This is a genomic window from Bradyrhizobium sp. HKCCYLRH2047, from assembly GCF_051168175.1.
Taxonomy (GTDB): Bacteria; Pseudomonadota; Alphaproteobacteria; order Rhizobiales; family Xanthobacteraceae; genus Bradyrhizobium.
In genome coordinates this window covers 50837-68329 of the sequence record NZ_JBNPUM010000020.1, presented here as the reverse complement: position 1 = coordinate 68329, position 17493 = coordinate 50837, and the positions used below count along the sequence as shown (strand labels likewise).

General features: G+C 65.9%; 15 protein-coding genes. 10 read left to right on the top strand and 5 right to left on the bottom strand.

Annotation, left to right across the window (positions count from 1 at the left end):
- The first annotated feature begins 80 nt into the window (after positions 1 to 80).
- Genes ACQR1D_RS30405 through ACQR1D_RS30395 form a run of 3 tightly spaced genes read left to right on the top strand, consistent with a single transcriptional unit; the run spans position 81 to position 3117 of the window.
- On the top strand, positions 81 to 1226 hold the full coding sequence (locus ACQR1D_RS30405) for an 8-amino-7-oxononanoate synthase (RefSeq protein WP_410053188.1): 1146 nt from the start codon (positions 81 to 83) through the stop codon (positions 1224 to 1226).
- Entirely contained in the window at positions 1223 to 1855 is a 633-nt protein-coding gene (gene bioD / locus ACQR1D_RS30400; RefSeq protein ID WP_434894257.1) for a dethiobiotin synthase, read from the top strand. The genes ACQR1D_RS30405 and bioD overlap by 4 nt, the downstream gene beginning before the upstream one ends.
- Complete coding sequence (locus ACQR1D_RS30395) at positions 1852 to 3117, top strand: adenosylmethionine--8-amino-7-oxononanoate transaminase (protein ID WP_316218358.1); 1266 nt, start codon at positions 1852 to 1854, stop codon at positions 3115 to 3117. The genes bioD and ACQR1D_RS30395 overlap by 4 nt, the downstream gene beginning before the upstream one ends.
- Positions 3118 to 3224: 107 nt before the next feature.
- Here the strand turns inward: ACQR1D_RS30395 and ACQR1D_RS30390 are convergent, their stop codons facing one another.
- Positions 3225 to 4295 (bottom strand): glycosyltransferase family 4 protein, encoded by a 1071-nt coding sequence (locus ACQR1D_RS30390; protein WP_315802487.1) that lies wholly within the window; start codon positions 4293 to 4295, stop codon positions 3225 to 3227.
- A 292-nt stretch (positions 4296 to 4587) separates the two neighbouring features.
- Here ACQR1D_RS30390 and ACQR1D_RS30385 point away from each other — a divergent pair, with 292 nt between their 5' ends.
- From ACQR1D_RS30385 to ACQR1D_RS30370, 4 genes are all read left to right on the top strand, one after another.
- The gene (locus ACQR1D_RS30385; RefSeq protein ID WP_434894256.1) at positions 4588 to 6351 is read left to right on the top strand and encodes an ABC transporter ATP-binding protein; all 1764 of its coding nucleotides are present in this window, start codon (positions 4588 to 4590) and stop codon (positions 6349 to 6351) included.
- Positions 6352 to 6423: 72 nt separating this feature from the next.
- Positions 6424 to 8625: an amylo-alpha-1,6-glucosidase gene (locus ACQR1D_RS30380; RefSeq protein WP_316183538.1), complete on the top strand. Its 2202-nt coding sequence runs from the start codon at positions 6424 to 6426 to the stop codon at positions 8623 to 8625.
- A 47-nt stretch (positions 8626 to 8672) separates the two neighbouring features.
- Complete coding sequence (locus tag ACQR1D_RS30375) at positions 8673 to 9131, top strand: PRC-barrel domain-containing protein (RefSeq protein WP_316218388.1); 459 nt, start codon at positions 8673 to 8675, stop codon at positions 9129 to 9131.
- Between the two features lie 97 nt (positions 9132 to 9228).
- Positions 9229 to 10554 carry an MFS transporter gene (locus ACQR1D_RS30370; RefSeq protein WP_434839720.1) on the top strand — a complete coding sequence of 442 codons (1326 nt, stop codon included), beginning with the start codon at positions 9229 to 9231 and terminating at the stop codon, positions 10552 to 10554.
- A gap of 14 nt (positions 10555 to 10568) precedes the next feature.
- Here the strand turns inward: ACQR1D_RS30370 and ACQR1D_RS30365 are convergent, their stop codons facing one another.
- From ACQR1D_RS30365 to fixL, 4 genes are all read right to left on the bottom strand, one after another.
- Positions 10569 to 11276, bottom strand: coding sequence for a helix-turn-helix domain-containing protein (locus ACQR1D_RS30365; protein ID WP_315802551.1), 708 nt, complete (start codon positions 11274 to 11276; stop codon positions 10569 to 10571).
- Positions 11277 to 11388: 112 nt separating this feature from the next.
- Complete coding sequence (locus tag ACQR1D_RS30360) at positions 11389 to 11793, bottom strand: response regulator (RefSeq protein WP_316183541.1); 405 nt, start codon at positions 11791 to 11793, stop codon at positions 11389 to 11391.
- A 77-nt stretch (positions 11794 to 11870) separates the two neighbouring features.
- On the bottom strand, positions 11871 to 12488 hold the full coding sequence (fixJ, locus tag ACQR1D_RS30355; protein WP_434839719.1) for a response regulator FixJ: 618 nt from the start codon (positions 12486 to 12488) through the stop codon (positions 11871 to 11873).
- The gene (gene fixL / locus ACQR1D_RS30350; protein WP_434839718.1) at positions 12481 to 14004 is read right to left on the bottom strand and encodes a sensor protein FixL; all 1524 of its coding nucleotides are present in this window, start codon (positions 14002 to 14004) and stop codon (positions 12481 to 12483) included. Before fixL ends, fixJ begins: the two co-directional genes overlap by 8 nt.
- Positions 14005 to 14275: 271 nt before the next feature.
- On the opposite strand from fixL, the gene ACQR1D_RS30345 reads away from it, so the two are divergent.
- From ACQR1D_RS30345 to ccoN, 3 genes are all read left to right on the top strand, one after another.
- Positions 14276 to 15109, top strand: coding sequence for a universal stress protein (locus ACQR1D_RS30345; RefSeq protein WP_315802493.1), 834 nt, complete (start codon positions 14276 to 14278; stop codon positions 15107 to 15109).
- A gap of 37 nt (positions 15110 to 15146) precedes the next feature.
- Positions 15147 to 15572 (top strand): CBS domain-containing protein, encoded by a 426-nt coding sequence (locus ACQR1D_RS30340; RefSeq protein ID WP_315802494.1) that lies wholly within the window; start codon positions 15147 to 15149, stop codon positions 15570 to 15572.
- A gap of 271 nt (positions 15573 to 15843) precedes the next feature.
- Positions 15844 to 17490 carry a cytochrome-c oxidase, cbb3-type subunit I gene (gene ccoN, locus ACQR1D_RS30335; RefSeq protein ID WP_434839717.1) on the top strand — a complete coding sequence of 549 codons (1647 nt, stop codon included), beginning with the start codon at positions 15844 to 15846 and terminating at the stop codon, positions 17488 to 17490.
- Positions 17491 to 17493 lie beyond the last annotated feature (3 nt).

Below are 17493 nucleotides of genomic sequence, written 5' to 3'. Positions count from 1 at the left end.
CGGCGCGACCGCGCCCACGGAACTGCCTGGTCGTGCCGGTCCACGCCCGCGGCTGACCGAAACAGAGCGGAGCCATGTCCATGCTGTCCGACAGGTTGGCGATCTATTCCGACGGCCTGCAGAGGCTCGCGGCCGATGACCGGTTGCGGCAGCTCACTCCACCGGCCGGTCTCGATTTCTCCTCCAACGACTATCTCGGACTGGCGCAGGCGCCGCGCATCAAGCGCGCCGTCGCCGCGGCCATGGAGGCCGGCACGCCGGTCGGCGCCGGCGGCTCGCGCCTGCTGCGCGGCAATTGCGATGAGCACGAACGGCTCGAGGCGCAGGCCGCGCGCTTCTTCGGTGCCGAGCGCGCGCTGTTCTTCGGCTCCGGCTACATGGCGAATTTCGCCGTGCTCACCACATTGCCGCAACGCGACGACCTGCTGGTGCTCGATGCGCTCGTTCATGCGAGCACCCATGAGGGCGCGCGTGCCGGTCGCGCCGAGACGTGCCAATTCATCCACAACAACGCGCAGTCGGCCGAGGACGCGATCCTGACCTGGCGCAGGGACGGCGGTGTCGGCCAGCCCTGGATCGTCGTCGAAAGCCTCTACAGCATGGACGGCGACCTCGCGCCGCTGGTGGATTTGATGGCGATCGCCGAGCGACACGATGCCTTTCTGCTGATCGACGAGGCCCACGCGACCGGGGTCCACGGCGCGCAGGGCCGCGGCCTTGCCGCAGCCTATGAGGGACGCGAGAGCGTCGTCACCGTTCACACCTGCGGCAAGGCGTTGGGCGCGGCCGGCGCGCTGGTCACCGCGAGCGGCGTGCTGTGCGACACGCTGATCAATCGCTGCCGGCCCTTCGTCTTCAGCACCGCGCCGTCGCCGCTGATGGCGGTGGCGGTGCTCGAGGCGCTTGCGATCTTGCGCGACGAGCCGGAGCGGCAGCAGCGGCTGGCGCAGCTCGTTGGCTTCGCCCATCGCGCGATCGACGCGCGCTTCGGTGAAAGCTGGTCGCCGTCGCAGATCATTCCCTGCGTCGTCGGCGACAATGCGCGCGCGATGAGCCTGGCTGCCGCGCTGCAGGCGCGAGGCTTCGACGTCCGCGGCATCCGGCCGCCGACGGTGCCGCCGGGCACGGCGCGGCTCAGGCTGTCGCTGACCTTGAATGTCGACGAAGCAGCAATTGCCATGCTGCTCGATGCGCTCGCCGACGAGATCGGGAGGCCGCGGGCATGACGCCACGCATCGTGGTCACCGGCACCGATACCGGGATCGGCAAGACGGTGTTCGCGGCCGGCCTCACGGCGCTGTTGGGGGCCTGCTATTGGAAACCGGTCCAGGCCGGCCTTGCCGAGGAGACGGACTCCTGCCGTGTCCAGCGGCTGGCCGAGCTCGCCGACGATCGCGTGCTGCCCGAAGCCTATCGTTTGCCGGAGCCGGCCTCGCCGGATCGCGCGGCCCGCCTCGCAGGCGTCAGCATCGATCCGCTCAGCCTGCATCCTCCGCAGTCCGTCGGCCGGCCTGTCGTGATCGAGGGGGCCGGCGGGGTCATGGTGCCGCTCGATTCCCAGACGCTCTATCTCGATGTCTTCGCGCGATGGCAATTGCCGGTCGTGCTCTGCGCGCGCACCAGCCTCGGCACCATCAATCACTCGCTGCTGTCGCTGGCGGCGCTGCGCAGCCGCCGCATCGGCGTGCTCGGCATCGCCTTCATCGGCGACGGCCATGCCGACAATGAGGAGACGATCTGCCGGCTCGGCGGGGTGAAGCGCCTGGGCCGGCTGCCCTGGATCACGCCGCTGACGGCGCGATCGCTGCAGTACGTGTTCGCCACGCAATTCCAGCGCAGGGATTTCGAACCATGATGCGCAAGGCAACCTCGCCGATCTGGCATCCCTTCACGCAGCATGCGCTCCAGCCCGAGATGACGCCGGTCGCGCGCGGCGAGGGCGCCTATCTCTTCACCGCCGACGGCCGGCGGATCATCGATGCGATCGCGTCGTGGTGGGTGGTCACGCACGGCCATTGCCATCCGCATATCGTGCGCGCGATTCAGGACCAGGCCGAGCGGCTGGATCAGGTGATCTTCGCCGGTCACAGCCATGAGCCGGCCGAGCAGGTTGCCGCGGGGCTGCTCGCGCTGGTGCCGCCGAGCCTTGCGCACGTGTTCTTCTCCGACAGTGGCGCCACCAGCGTCGAGGTCGCGCTGAAGATGGCGCTCGGCTATTTCAGGAACATCGGCGAGCCGCGCTCGCGCATCGTGGTGATGCAGCATTCCTATCACGGCGACACCATCGGTGCGATGTCGGTCGGCGCGCGTGGCGTGTTCAACGCCGCCTATGAGCCGCTGCTGTTCGACGTTATCGTCATCCCGTTTCCGTCGCAGGGCAGGGAACAGGCGACCTTGGACGCGCTCGCGGCGGTCTGCGAAAACGACCGGCCGGCCGCCTTCATCGTCGAGCCGCTGGTGCTCGGCGCCGGCGGCATGCTGATGTATCCGGCCGCGGTGTTGCGCGAGATGCACCGGATCTGCAAGGCGTTCGGCGTGCTGTTCATCGCCGACGAGGTCATGACCGGCTGGGGCCGCACCGGCACGTTGTTCGCGTGCGAGCAGGCGGACATCGCGCCCGACATCGCCTGCTACGCCAAAGGACTGACCGGAGGCGCGATGCCGCTTGCGGTGACGCTGTGCAGTCCCGCGATCTACGAGGCGCACTATTCGACCGACCGCGCCCGCACGTTCTTTCACTCCAGCTCCTACACGGCCAATCCCATTGCCTGCGCGGCGGCCAGCGCCAATCTCGAGCTGTGGCGGCAGCCGCAGACGCGGGCCCGGATCGCCGCCGTCGCGGCCGCGCAGCAGCGCTGCCTCGACCGCTTACGTTACGACGAGCGATTTTCCGCGCTGCGGCGTTGCGGCACCATCACGGCGCTCGATCTCCATGCCGACGAGCCCGGCTACCTCGCCGAGGTCGGTCCCAGGCTGCAGGCCTTTTTCCGCGACAGCGACGTGCTGCTGCGTCCGCTCGGTCATACCATCTACGTCATGCCGCCATACTGCGTCACCTCCGGCGACCTCGAGGCGGTGTATGCCGTCATCGACGAGGCCGTCGACCACGTGCTCTGATGTCGCCGATGGACGAGTTCCAGCGCATGTTCGCCGGAGTGGACTGCCGTCAGCTGAGATGATCAGGAGGCCGGGCAGCTCAGTGCCCGGTCTCGGATTCGATCTACTTATTCAGCGCTGCTGACGAGACGGATGCGCGGCTCCGCCATCTCGATCAGGCTGCGATACGCCGCGAGATAGTCGAGCGCCATGCGGCGTGCGGTGAAGCGGCGTTCGAACTGCTCGCGCACGCGGGCGCGGCTCAGGCCGGACAGGCGACTGACCGCTGCGACCGCGCTGAGCTCGTCCTCGACGACGAAGCCGGTCACGCCGTCGTCGATCACCTCGGGAACCGAGCCGCGGTTGTAGGCGATCACGGGCGTGCCGCAGGCCATCGATTCGATCATCACCAGGCCGAACGGCTCCGGCCAATCGATCGGCAGCAACAGGCCGAGCGCACCGGACAGGAATTCCGGTTTCTCGTGGTCGCCGATCTCGCCGATATAGTCGACCAAGGGATTGTCCTTGATCAGGGGATGGATCAGCTCGTCGTAGTAATCCTGGTCGGCGCGGTCGACCTTGGCGGCGATCTTCAGCGGAATCCCACAGCGCATCGCGATCTTGATGGCGCGGTCGACTCCCTTTTCCGGGGCGATGCGTCCGAGCACGGCCAGATAGCTCGGCGTCACAGGCTTGGGCATCAGCAGCCGTTCGGGAAGCCCATGCAGCACGGTGCGAACCCAGTTCGCATTCGGCACCGGTCGGCGCTGCGAGTCCGAGATCGAGACGACGGGAACATCCTTGAAGACCGAAAATACCGGCTGATGCTCCGGCAGGTCGAGCCGGCCGTGCAGGGTTGTGAGGAAGGGGGTGGGTTGCCGGTGGAACAGGGAGAACGGGTAGTAATCGAGATGGAAGTGCAGGATGTCGAACTGTTCGTCGTCGCATTGCTGCCGTACGTTTTCGAGCATCACCATGTGAAGCGCGTTCGGATCCCTTACCGAGCCGTCGAGGCGCAGAGCCTTCGGCCATGTCGGAGAGAGTTTCGCCGATGTCTGCGAATCGCCGCTGGCGAACAGGGTGACGTCGTGTCCGAGGGCCACGAGCTCCTCGGTCAACCAATGAACGACCCGCTCAGTGCCGCCGTAGAGCTTCGGAGGCACAGCCTCCGTCAATGGAGCTACCTGCGCAATGCGCATCTCGTCGTCTCCTATTCGTGATCATGGATGAAGCCCCCTACCGAATGGCACCGGCACTGCCGAAGCGGGAACGTTGTCGCATGTGCGAAGTTCCCTTGCCCTGATCACTCTTTCTTCGACACAACGTGTTCCTCGGCGTCTCATTGATGCCATCCCTGATCCTCAACGCTGCTGCCGTCATTGTCGAAGGGCAGGGTTGCAGCGCGGCAGCGCAAGGAACCGGACAAACTGTTCATCGTTCAACTCGCCGCAACAGGTGTCGCAACGACGCGCTCATCTCAATGGGAAGATCATGGATCAGCTTTCAGGCTACGCGCACCGGCCCTTTTCTTTCGTGTTGCGCTATCTCATGAGGCGCCCTGCAGCGCATCTCATTATTCTGCTGTCCGTCGTCGGTGCAGTTGCCTGCTCGGTGGGCACGCAATATGGTGTGAAGTCGCTGGTCGACGCTCTCTCCTCCGGGCCGTCGCGTGACAGCAATGTCTGGACCGCGTTCGTGCTGCTGATGGCGCTGATTGCGACCGACAACATTCTCTGGCGCGTCGCGAGCTGGATCGCGAGCTCCACCTTCGTGCGCGTGACCGGAGATCTTCGGCGCGACATCTTCCGTCATCTCACTGGGCATGCGCCGAGCTATTTCGGCGATCGCCTGCCGGGAATGTTGTCGAGCCGGATCACGGCCACGTCGAACGCGGTGTTCACCGTCGAGAACATGTTCATGTGGAACGTGCTGCCGCCATGCCTCGCCACGGTCGCGGCCATCTGCCTGATCGGAACCGTGAGCGGCCCGATGGCGATCGGCCTGCTGCTGATCGCGGCCATGATGGTGGTGGCGATGTTCCGTCTGGCCGCCGCCGGCAAGCCGCTGCACGACGATTTCGCCGACAAGGCGGCGATGGTCGACGGCGAGATGGTCGACGTGATCTCGAACATGCCGCTGGTGCGCGCCTTCTGCGGCCTGCGCCACGAGCACGACCGGTTCGACGCGACCATCGACAGGGAGCTCGAGGCGCGGGGGCGCAGTCTCCGCTACCTCGAGAAGCTGCGCATTCTGCACGCCACGGTGACGATCGTGCTGACGGTCGCGCTCATGGCCTGGGCGATTTCGCTGTGGCAGCGGGGCGGGGCGACGACCGGCGACGTCGTGCTGGTCTGCACGCTCGGCCTTTGCATTCTCAACGCGACGCGCGATCTCGCGGTCGCGCTGGTCGACGTCACCCAGCATGTGGCGCGCATGAGCGAGGCGATCGCGACCCTGTTGCAGCCGCACGAGCTGCGCGATCACCCCGAGGCCGAGCCGCTGGTCAAGAGCGGCGCGGCGATCGCGTTCGACAACATCACCTTCCACTATCCGGGCGGCCACAAGCTGTTCGAGAATTTCACGCTGCGGCTGCAGCCCGGCCAGCGCGTCGGCCTGGTCGGTCAGTCCGGCGGCGGCAAGTCGAGCCTGTTCACGCTGCTGCAACGGTTCTATGATCCGCAAGCCGGTCACATCACGATCGACGGCCAGGACATCGCCAAGGTCACCCAGCAGAGCCTGCGGGAGGCGATCTCGGTGGTGCCGCAGGACATCTCGCTGTTCCATCGCTCCATCCTGGAAAACATCCGCTACGGACGTCCGAGTGCGACCGACGACGAGGTGTTGCGGGCGGCGATCGCGGCGCGTTGCGACTTCGTCGAGACGCTGCCGGAGGGGTTGCAGACGATGGTTGGGGATCGCGGCGTCAAGCTGTCGGGCGGACAGCGCCAGCGCATCGCGATCGCGCGGGCCTTCCTCAAGGACGCGCCGATCCTGCTGCTCGACGAGGCCACGGCGGCGCTCGACAGCGAGTCCGAGGAAGCCATCCGTGAGGCGCTGGGCCGCCTGATGCGCGGCCGCACTGTCATCGCGATCGCGCACCGCCTCGCGACATTGCGGAATTTTGACCGCGTGGTGGTGCTGAAATCGGGCAGGATCATCGAGGACGGCGCGCCCGACCGGCTGATGCAGGACGAAGGCCCGTATCGGGACCTCGTGACCCAGGAGATGAACCGGCTCGCCAAGTTCGCCGCCTGATCGTTGCGTCGGATCGCGTCGAGAACGTGCACTCTCGGTTGTCCGGGCACTTCAATATCGCATGAGGCCAACATGTCCGCCGAAGTCGCAAGCACACTGTCGTTGATCACCCGGACGGACGAGCCTGCCGAGCAGCCGTTCTACATTCCCATGACGGGGCCGGCGGCACGGCCGCGGCGCTCGCTCAAGCATGACGATACGTTCATCGTCCTCGACGGCCATGGCGACATCGGCGCCTCAGCCGGCGGACCGGACGGTCTCTTCAACGCCGATACGCGCTATCTCGCGCGCCTCGAATTGACGCTGGACGACGTTCAGCCCCTGCTGCTCGGCTCGAGCCTGCGTGACGACAACTCCGCGCTGACCGTCGATCTCACCAATCCCGACATCTACAGCCAGGGCCGCCTGGTGCTGCCGAAGGACATGCTGCACATCGTGCGGACGATCTTTCTCTGGCATGGCACGGCCTATCAGCGCATCGGGCTGCAGAACCATGGTGATCGCCACGCCAGCTTCGATCTCAAGCTCACGTTCGACAACGATTTTGCCGACCTGTTCGAGGTGCGGGGCTCGGTGCGGCCCCGCCGCGGGGTCGGCTCGAGCCGGCTGGTCGATCCAGGCGAGGTCGTGCTTCACTATCGTGGGCTGGACAATGTCACACGCACCACGGATATGAGCTTCGATCCGCGTCCGACCAGTCTCACCACCAATGTCGCGACCTATCATTTCGATCTTGCGCCGCAGGAATCTGCGTCCCTGTTCGTGGCCGTGATGTGCAACGCCAAGGCCGGCGAGCGGCCGGGGCGCTTCTTTCGGAGCCTGCTCGCCCATCGGCGCGAGATGCGCCGCTGCACGCACGGCGCCACCACCATCGAGACCTCCAACGACATCCTCAATGAGGTGTTGTGCCAGGCGGCGGCCGACCTCAACATCCTGATGACCGACACGCCGGAAGGACGTTATCCCTATGCCGGCATTCCCTGGTACTCGACGACGTTCGGCCGCGACGGGCTGATCACGGCGATGCAGATGCTGTGGGTCGATCCGCGCATCGCCCGCGGCGTGCTGCGCCGGCTCGCCGTGCATCAGGCGCGCACGACTGATCCGCTGGCCGATGCCGAGCCCGGCAAGATCCTGCACGAGATGCGCGGCGGCGAGATGGCGGCGCTGCGCGAGGTGCCGTTCGCCTGCTACTACGGCAGCGTCGACTCCACCCCGCTGTTCGTGCTGCTCGCCGGCCTCTACATCGAGCGCACCGGCGACATCGACACCCTGCGCGAGCTTTGGCCGGCGATCGAGCTGGCGTTGCGCTGGATCGACGGACCCGGCGATCCCGATCGCGACGGCTTCGTCGAATATCAGCGCGCCTCCGAGCAGGGCCTCGCCAACCAGGGCTGGAAGGATTCCTACGACGCGGTGTTCCATGCCGACGGCCGCCTCGCGGAAGGTTACATCGCGCTTGCGGAGGTGCAGGGCTATGTCTTTGCCGGCAAGCAGCTGGCGGCGCGTTGCGCCCGTCGGCTCGGCAAGGCCGAGATGGCGGACCGGCTCCAGGCCGAGGCCGCCCGTCTCGCGGAACGGTTCGAGGACGCCTTCTGGTGCGAGGATCTGAACACCTATGCGCTGGCGCTCGACGGCCACAAGCAGCCGTGCCGGGTGCGGACGTCCAACGCGGGGCAGCTCCTGTTCAGCGGCATGGTGCGCGAGGACCGCGCCCGCAAGCTCGCCGCTGACCTGCTGCGGCCGCATTTCTTCTCGGGCTGGGGCATCCGCACCGTGGCGTGCGGCGAAGCGCGCTACAATCCGATGTCCTATCACGACGGATCGATCTGGCCGCATGACAACGCGCTGATTGCGCTCGGCCTGTCGCGCTATGGCCTCAAGCATGCGGTTGAGCAGGTGTTCGGCGGCCTGTTCGAAGCGGCGTCCTACATGGATCTGCGCCGGCTGCCGGAGCTGTTCTGCGGCTTCCGGCGGGAGAAGCATCGCGGCCCGACGCTCTATCCGGTGGCCTGCGCGCCGCAGGCCTGGGCCAGCGCGACGCCGTTCACCTTGCTCGAAGCGGCCCTCGGACTCGAGTTCGACGCCGAGCGCGGCCAGATCCGTCTGCGCAATCCGCGGCTGCCGCCTTTCCTCGACTGGGTTGTGCTGCGCGATCTCCGGCTCGGCAGCTCGACGATCGACCTGCGCATTCGCCGCCATGGCGAGGATATCTCGATGGAGGTGCTGCGGCGGCGCGGTCAGATCCAGGTCTCGCTGGTGCTGGCGCAATGATGACGCTGAAACACACTCTTCGCCGGGCTGCTCGCAGTTGCCTCGTCATGCTGCCGCTGCTGATCGGTCCGTATGCAGGCGATGGGCATGCGCAGCAGCCGTCGCCGACACCGACTGCCAGGGACGCAGCGGCGCCCGCGAAGGAGCCGGCACCGCCGCCCTCGGTCACGATCCTCGGCGCGCGCGATGCGCATGGCGTGCTCGGCCGCGACGTGCGCAGCTCGACCGACGAGGACATGGGCCACATCGTCGATGTCATCGTCGATCCCACCGGGACGGTGCGCGCCGCGGTGATCGATTTCGGCGGCTTCCTCGGCGTCGGCAGCCGCAAGATCGTGGTCGACTGGACCGCGCTCGACTTCAAGCACATCGCGGAGAAGAGCGACCAGGTCACGCTCGACCTTACCAAGGAGCAGGTGAAGGCCGCGCCCGAATACAAGGAGGACAAGCCCGTCGTCGTGCTCGGCGCGTCCGGCAAGCTGTCACCCTGGGATTTCGATCATTGAGTTGATGCGTGAGATTGCCGGTCCGGCCTGCGCGTGCAGCGGAACACGGTGGGGGATGTTCTGTCCCGTCAGCCTCATGAGTTGAGAATAGAAAGCCATGCCGATTGCACGGCCGTCGAGATCACCTGACCGGGAGCCCGAGCCTGACGGCGCGGCAGAGGCGGGCGCGCGTCCGGATGCCGGGCAGGATCATGGCCCGACGATTGCGAGACCTGCGCCGTCGCGGCAGAGCCTGCGCGGGCTGGACTGGTTCATCTTCTTCCTGGCCGATGTGCAGACCGGCTTCGGTCCCTTCATCGCGGTCTATCTGACGACGCAGAAATGGACGCAGGCCCAGATCGGCCTGGTGCTGTCGATCGGCGGCATCGTCGGGCTGATCGGGCAGATGCCGGGCGGCGCGATCATCGATGCGGCCCGGTCGGAGCGCCGCGTCGCCGGTCTGGCCATCGCGACCATCGGCTGCTGCGCGCTCGCCTATGCCGCTTGGCCGATCTTTCCCGTGGTCGCGGGTGCCGCGACGCTGCATGCGGCGGCGAGCTGCGTGCTCGGACCTGCGATCGCGGCGATCAGCCTCGGCCTGGTCGGGCCGCGCGGCATGGCGGAGCGGCTCGGCCGCAATGCGCGGTTCGCGTCGCTCGGCAACGGCGTGGCTGCGGCCGTGATGGGCACCTGCGGCTATCTGCTGTCCAGCCGCGCCGTGTTCCTGGTCACCTTCATTCTCGCCTTTCCGACGCTGATCGCGCTGTCGCGCATCCGCGAGCGCGAGATCGACGTCGCGCGGGCGCACGGCCAGGCCGATCACGAGGACAAGGAGGTCGCGCGGCTGTCGAACCTGCTCGGCCTGCTGCGCCAGCGCGCGCTGCTCGTCTTCGCGCTCGGCGTGTTCCTGCTGCAGCTCGCCAATGCGGCGATGCTGCCGCTGATGGCCGGCGTGGTGACGACGAAATCGAGCGAGTGGGCGCCGATGCTGATCGCGTTCTGCATCGTGGTGCCGCAGGCGATCGTGGCGCTGACCTCGCCTTCGGTCGGCGCGGTCGCGCAGCAATGGGGCCGCAGGCCGCTGCTGATGCTGGGGTTTGCCGCGCTCGCGACGCGCGGCGCGCTGTTCGCGGTCGTGCACGATCCCTACGTGCTGGTGGCGGTGCAGATCTTCGACGGTGTCACGGCGGCCGTGTTCGCCGTCATGATTCCGCTGACGGTGGCCGACGTCGCCTTCGGCAGCGGACATTTCAATCTGGCGCAGGGAATCGTCGGGACGGCATCCGGGATCGGGGGATCGCTGTCCACCGTGGTCGCCGGCTTCGCCAGCGACCGCTACGGCAGCGCCACTGCATTCATGGGTCTGTCAGGCGTGGCGCTGACAGGTCTTCTCTTGATCGCGCTCTTGATGCCGGAGACCGGGCAGCGCGTGCGCAGGGCATGAACGGGCAGGGCGCCTCAGGCGTCCATGCTGCGCAGGCGCTGGCGGTTGCGCAGCACGATCTGGCGGGCACCGGAGAAACCGAGAACGCCCTGGCTGTGCAACTGCGACAGCGCGCGCGACACGGTCTCCAGGGTCAGGCCGAGATAGTCGCCGATATCGCGGCGGCACATCGGCAGCGCCATCATGCCGGCGACGGCGAGGCGGCGGTCCATCTCGAGCAGGAAGGTCGCGACGCGCTCCATCGCGGTCTTGCGGCCCAGCAGCAGCATGTGGTCCTCGGCATGGCGGAGATCGCCGGCCGTCATGGTCCAGAGCTTGCGGGCGACCGCGACGTCGACACCTGCGGCCTGTTCGAGGCTGCGGCGCTTCACCAGGCGCACGGTGGTGTCGATGATGGCTTCGGCGGCGAGACGGTGCATCGAGCCGAATTCGAGGCCGAAAACGTCACCGGGAAGATGGAAGGCGCCGATCTGGCGGCGGCCGTCGGAGAGCAGCTTGTAGCTGCGAACGGCGCCGGAGATCACCTGGTAGACGTACTCGGCCGGCTCGTCCTCGCCATAGATCTCCTCGTCCTTCTTGTAGGAGAACTCGCTGGCGATCAGCCCGGCATGACCGGTGATCTCGGCAAAGGGATTGGCGGCAGGAGAAGGGACGACAGCAGAGGGGACGGCGTGGGGGGCGTTGGTGGTGACGACCGGGTGGGTAATCGACTGATTGAGCATGACCATCTCCTTGCGGCGGATGGCGATGTGGTACATTGCGGCTCCCGTTAAGGACATTTCGGCCGTTATCTTAAGGGGGGTCCCTTACGTAGATGTACGTAGGCCGGCCGGGTCAGACGACGCGCTGGGCGGTACCGGAATGGTCGTTGGCGATCGCCTTGCGGATCCGCTTCACCAGGTTGTCGTCGAGCAGCGGCTTGAGCAGGAAATCCTGGATCCCGACGGCCGCCGCGCGCGCCGCAAGCCGGTCATCGTAATGGCCGGTGATCAGCACCACCGGAGCGGTGGCTCCCTGCTGACGCAACCGTTCGGCGAGCTCGACCCCGTTGATCTCCGGCATCTTGTAGTCGACCACGAAGCAGTCGACGGTCGCATGGTCGGACGCCTTGAGCAGCGCCGTGCCGCTGCGAAACGTGCGCACGTCGAAGCCGTCGGCCTCCAGCAGAAAGCGCAGCGAGCCGAGGACATCAGCATCGTCGTCGGCTACGTAGACCGTGAGTTTTGTGTGAGCCGACATCGCACGTGCCGCGAGAATGTGATGTTGAACCGAGGCACAACATAACACTCGATTCTGTCAAGGTAGCTTGATCTAGCTCAATCCTTCAGCGCGCCTGCGCGCATCGCCAGACGCACCAGCTCGGAGAGGCTGTTCGCTCCCATCTTGGTCATCACGTTGGCCCTGTAGACCTCGATGGTGCGCGGGCTGATGTCGTATTCGCGCGCGATCAGCTTGTTGGAGAGGCCGGCCATCAGCCCATCCATCACCTGGCGCTCCCGGGGGCTCAGGCTGGCGACGCGCGCCAGGATGTCCTGCGTGACCGATTCGTTCTTCGCGGCTGGCTCGGCCTGCTGGATTGCCGTTTCGATCATGGCGACCAGTCGCTCGTCCTCGAACGGCTTCTCCAGAAAATCGATCGCGCCGAGCTTCATCGCTTCGACCGCGAGCGGCACATCGCCATGGCCGGTCATCACCAGGATCGGAAAGCTGCTGCCGGCGCCCTTCATGCGCTTGAGCAGCTCGATGCCATCGATGCCGGGCATCCGCACGTCCGAGACGACGCAGCCGAAAGGGAGCATCGGCAGTCGGCTGAGGAAGACCTCCGCGTTCTCGAACAGCGTGACGTCAAAGCCTGATGAATCGAGCAGGAAGTTCAGCGAGTCCCGCATCGCCTCGTCGTCGTCGATCACATAGACCTTGGCCTGTTCAGCCATCGTGCTCAACCTTGGTTGGGGCAGCCGGCAGGGTGAAGCGGAACGTCGCGCCGCCCGCTTCGTTGTTCTCGGCCCACATGCGCCCGCCATGGGCCTCGATGATGGACCGGCTGATCGAGAGGCCGACTCCCATTCCGGTGTCCTTGGTGGTGAAGAAGGTCTTGAAGAGGTTGGGCATGACGTCGTCGTGGAATCCCGTTCCGGTATCGGACACCGCAACCTCGATCAAGTCGTCGCTGATCTTGCGATTCGTCGCACTGAGCTCGCGGCGTGCGGAATGAGACATCGCCTCGAGCCCATTGCGGAACAGATTGACCAGGACCTGCTGAATCTGGACCCGGTCGGCGAGCACGAGATCGGCATCCGGATTGAGTTGGAAGCGCAGCTGGACGTTCTGCTCGCGGGCGCCGGAAAGGCCGAGCGCGCCGGCTTCCTCGATCAGCTTCGACAGGCTCTCGACCCGCTTCTCCGATTCGCCGCGCGAGACGAAGTCGCGCAGACGGCGGATGATCTGGCCGGCGCGAATCGCCTGCTCGGCGGCGCGCTCCATCGCGCTCTCGATCTTGGGCGTGTTCGGATCGCTGCTGCCGGCCAGCAGCCGGCGCGAGCCTTTCATGTAATTGCTGATCGCGGCGAGCGGCTGGTTCAGCTCATGGGCCAGCGCCGAGGCCATCTCGCCCATGGCGCTGAGGCGCGACACGTGGACCAGCTCCGACTGCAGTTCGCGCAGCCGTGCCTGGGTCTGCTGATGCTCGGTGAGATCATGGGCGAAGCCGGTGAAATAGGGCTTGCCGCCGGACTGCATCTCGCCGATCGACAGATGCATCGGGAACGTCGTGCCGTCGCGGCGGCGGCCGGTCACGATGCGGCCGATGCCGATGATACGGCGCTCGCGGCTGGCATGGTAGCGGGTGAGGTAGCCGGCATGGCGCGAGCGGTCCGGCTCGGGCATCAATTCGCTGACGTCGAGGCCGACCGCTTCTGCCTCGGTGAGGCCGAACATCCGCTCCGCCGCGGAGCTGAAGAACTGGATCGTGCCGCTGCCGTCGATCACGATCATCGCGTCCGGCACGGTGTCCAGGATCGAGCGGAAATGCTGCTCGCGCAGCCGCAGCGTCTCCTCCAGCCGCTTCTCCTGGTCGATGTCGAGGGCGATGCCGCGCAGATGATGCGGCGTGCCGGCCTCGTCGGCGACCACGCCGGCGAGCACGCGAATCCAGTGCCCGCCGCCGGACACCTTGAACGACATGTCGAATCCGGTGCTCCGATGGCGTGAATCCTCGATCGCCGCCTCGACCGGCGCGCGATCCTCGGGCGCGAGCAGCGCCAGGAAGGAGCCGTAGGTCACCGGCTGATCGGCCGCCACGCCGAACAGCTTCCGCGTCGTCACCGACCAGTAGAACTCGCCCGAGGCCAGATCGAGATCCCACGCGCCGAAGCCCAGCCTCCGAGCGTCCTCGGGAGCGTCCTCGGGCCTGGCGGATGCATCCGGGAAGGGGTGGGTGAAGTCGCGCAATTCGAAGCCTTTGATCGATTCGCCGTTATCCGATTCGCCGTTACCGCCGCAGCCGGGAGGCCGACCACCGCGGTATCCTATACCAGATTGCGCCGTTGCAACCCGGGCCGACTTAAACTTTGGTTCGACAATTCAAGGCTTTCTCCGATCCTGGGTCGGGTTGCAACGGTGTCCTGCCGTCCATGCTCCCGCGCCGCACCTTGATCTATCTCATCACGGCAGGCGATTTCACCTCTAAGAGTTGCATGGAAGCAATGTTTGGAGAGGCGGGATGACGTTCGCGACTGTCATGGTGAGCCTTGCGCTCAGTCAGCCGAATGAGGCCCGCCTTCGGGTCGCGGCCGACCTGGCGGCGCGCTTTGACGCAGCTGTCATCGGCGTTGCGGCCGCGGAATTCGCGCCGCCGCTGTACTTCACGACCGGCGAGCAGGCGCAGGATCTGATCGAGCAGGGTGAGGCCGCGCTGCGGAATCGACTGGCCGAGCTCGAGCAGGAGTTCCGCACCGCAGTGGGTGACCGGGCTGCGTCGTTGAGCTGGCGCAGCGCCGTGGATTTCCCCGCGCGCTACGTGCTGGCGCAGGCCCGTGCCGCCGACATTCTCGTCACCGGCGGCGTGCCGCCCGGGGTGTCCGATGCGTTCGCGGTGGCCAATCCCAAGGATCTTGTCATGCAGGCCGGGCGCCCGCTGCTCGTGGTGCCGGACAACGTCAGCAGCCTCGATCTCGGGACCGTGCTGGTGGCCTGGAAGGAGACACCGGAGGCGCGCCGCGCTTTGGCCGATGCCCTGCCGCTGCTCGCCAGGGCGAGCGGCGTCGTGGTCGCCGAGATCCCGGAGAACACATCGGAATATGACGCCTGCGAGGCGCGTCTTGCGGACGTTGTCGCATGGCTCGGCCGTCACAAGATCGTCGCATCGGCGCGCATCGCGGAACCGGGGCCGGGGCGCAACGTTGCGGCTACGCTCGACGCCGTCGCCGCCGATGTTTCGGCCGGTCTCGTCGTGGCGGGCGCCTATGGCCATTCCCGATTCCGCGAGCTCGTGCTCGGCGGGGTCACCGAGCATCTGATGACGCGCAGCGAGCGTTGCGTTCTGCTGTCGCACTGAAATTCGACCCGCTTCATTCGAGAACAGGATTGCCGCCTTGTACAGATTTCTCGAGGAAACCGCCGGCAACTACATGACGCGGAACGTCACGACCGTGACCCGGGAGACGACGATCCGCGAGCTCGGCGAGATGTTCGACCGCGACGATTTCAACACCTACCCCGTCGTCGAGAACGACGAGGTGATCGGCATCGTCACCAAGTTCGACGTGCTGAAATGCTTTGCCTTCACGCCAAATCAGATGCTGCCGCGCTATACGGACCTGATGAACCGGACGGTCGCCGACGTGATGACATCCGAGTTCATCTATGTCAGGCCGGATACGAAGCTGACGCGCGTGCTGCAACTGATGGTCGAGCATCGTATCCGCAGCCTGCCCGTGACCGACGGCGACAACAGGGTCGTCGGGATCGTCGCCCGCGAGGATATCGTCAGGGCTCTGGCCGCCGCCGCCAAGGAATGATCGCGAGGACCTGATCTGAAGACCTGATCTCAGGCCTTGTGCCAACGTCTGGGAGATGAGGCCCGCACGTGTGCCGCGTGCGGGCCTCTCTGGCTCTGTGCATCGGATCATGCATCGCCGGGATCGTACTCTGCCGCGGTCCTGGTTCCCTCCGGCTGGTTCTGCAACATTCCCAGTCTTTACGGCGAGCCGGTCGCAAAGTTGATTTCGATCAATTCCACGTGTGAACGATTGTGGTTGCTGGGCTCGTGTTCTTTCAGCGAGATTCCGCATGAGCGCGTCCTCATCCACAAAATCCATGACCATCGGCGAAAGTGGCTTGTCGCTCACTTTTGCCGTCACCGCCTTCCTGTGCGTCTTCGCTGCGGCGAAGGCACTGGATACGGCCTTCGCGTTCCACGCCTCGCTCGCGGCTGCCGCCAGCGCGGCGTCCGTCTTCTTCATCCTCAACCGCTACTTCGAGCGCGGCGAGCTGCCGCCGCAGGAGATCAATGGCCGACCGAACTACAATCTCGGTCCGATCAAGCTCGGCGCGATCATGGCGATGTTCTGGGGCATTGCCGGCTTCACCGTCGGTCTCATCATTGCCTCGCAATTGGCATGGCCGGTGCTGAACTTCGATCTGCAATGGATCAGCTTCGGTCGCCTGCGCCCGCTGCACACCTCGGCGGTCATCTTCGCCTTCGGCGGCAACGTGCTGATCGCGACCTCGTTCTACGTCGTGCAGCGGACCTGTCGGACCCGTCTGGCCGGCGACCTCGCGCCGTGGTTCGTGGTGCTGGGCTACAACTTCTTCATCGTGATCGCCGGCACGGGCTATCTGCTCGGCGTTACGCAGTCGAAGGAATATGCCGAGCCGGAGTGGTACTCCGACCTGTGGCTCACCATCGTCTGGGTGGTCTATCTTCTGGTGTTCCTGGTGACGGTCATCAAGCGCAAGGAGCCGCACATCTACGTGGCGAACTGGTTCTACCTTGCCTTCATCGTCACGATCGCGATGCTGCATCTCGGCAACAATCCGTCGCTGCCGGTGTCGCTGTTCGGCTCCAAGTCCTACATCGCCTGGGGCGGCATACAGGATGCGATGTTCCAGTGGTGGTACGGCCACAACGCGGTCGGCTTCTTCCTGACCGCCGGCTTCCTCGCCATCATGTACTACTTCATCCCGAAGCGGGCGGAGCGTCCGGTCTATTCCTACCGGCTGTCGATCATCCACTTCTGGGCGCTGATCTTCCTCTATATCTGGGCCGGCCCGCACCACCTGCACTACACGGCGCTGCCGGACTGGACGCAGACCCTCGGCATGACCTTCTCGATCATGCTGTGGATGCCCTCCTGGGGCGGCATGATCAACGGCCTGATGACGCTGTCGGGCGCATGGGACAAGCTGCGGACTGACCCCGTGCTGCGCATGCTGGTCGTGTCGGTCGCCTTCTACGGCATGTCGACCTTCGAAGGTCCGATGATGTCGATCAAGGTTGTCAACTCGCTCAGCCACTACACCGACTGGACCATCGGTCACGTGCACTCCGGTGCGCTCGGCTGGGTCGGCTTCGTGTCCTTCGGCGCATTGTACTGCATGGTGCCGTGGATCTGGAACCGCAAGGGTCTCTACAGCCTCAAGCTCGTGAACTGGCACTTCTGGACGGCCACGCTCGGCATCGTGCTCTACATCTCCGCGATGTGGGTCTCGGGCATCCTGCAGGGTCTGATGTGGCGGTCCTACACGGCGCTCGGCTTCCTCGAGTACTCGTTCATCGAGACCGTCGAGGCGATGCATCCCTTCTACATCATCCGCGCAGCCGGCGGTGCACTGTTCGTCATCGGCTCGCTGATCATGGCCTACAATCTCTGGATGACGGTCCGTGTCGGTGAGGAAGAAGTTCAGTCGCCCGTCGCCCTTCAGCCGGCGGAGTGAGGT

Excerpts from the sequence above, each read along its gene's own strand:
- ACQR1D_RS30360 (WP_316183541.1), bottom strand. The coding sequence starts at position 11,793 with ATGTCGGCTCACACAAAACTCACGGTCTACGTAGCCGACGACGATGCT.
- ACQR1D_RS30385 (WP_434894256.1), top strand. The coding sequence starts at position 4,588 with ATGGATCAGCTTTCAGGCTACGCGCACCGGCCCTTTTCTTTCGTGTTG.
- ACQR1D_RS30370 (WP_434839720.1), top strand. The coding sequence starts at position 9,229 with ATGCCGATTGCACGGCCGTCGAGATCACCTGACCGGGAGCCCGAGCCT.
- bioD (WP_434894257.1), top strand. The coding sequence starts at position 1,223 with ATGACGCCACGCATCGTGGTCACCGGCACCGATACCGGGATCGGCAAG.
- ACQR1D_RS30365 (WP_315802551.1), bottom strand. The coding sequence starts at position 11,276 with ATGCTCAATCAGTCGATTACCCACCCGGTCGTCACCACCAACGCCCCC.
- ACQR1D_RS30345 (WP_315802493.1), top strand. The coding sequence starts at position 14,276 with ATGACGTTCGCGACTGTCATGGTGAGCCTTGCGCTCAGTCAGCCGAAT.
- ACQR1D_RS30380 (WP_316183538.1), top strand. The coding sequence starts at position 6,424 with ATGTCCGCCGAAGTCGCAAGCACACTGTCGTTGATCACCCGGACGGAC.
- ACQR1D_RS30390 (WP_315802487.1), bottom strand. The coding sequence starts at position 4,295 with ATGCGCATTGCGCAGGTAGCTCCATTGACGGAGGCTGTGCCTCCGAAG.
- ACQR1D_RS30405 (WP_410053188.1), top strand. The coding sequence starts at position 81 with ATGCTGTCCGACAGGTTGGCGATCTATTCCGACGGCCTGCAGAGGCTC.
- ACQR1D_RS30375 (WP_316218388.1), top strand. The coding sequence starts at position 8,673 with ATGCTGCCGCTGCTGATCGGTCCGTATGCAGGCGATGGGCATGCGCAG.
- ccoN (WP_434839717.1), top strand. The coding sequence starts at position 15,844 with ATGAGCGCGTCCTCATCCACAAAATCCATGACCATCGGCGAAAGTGGC.
- fixJ (WP_434839719.1), bottom strand. The coding sequence starts at position 12,488 with ATGGCTGAACAGGCCAAGGTCTATGTGATCGACGACGACGAGGCGATG.
- ACQR1D_RS30395 (WP_316218358.1), top strand. The coding sequence starts at position 1,852 with ATGATGCGCAAGGCAACCTCGCCGATCTGGCATCCCTTCACGCAGCAT.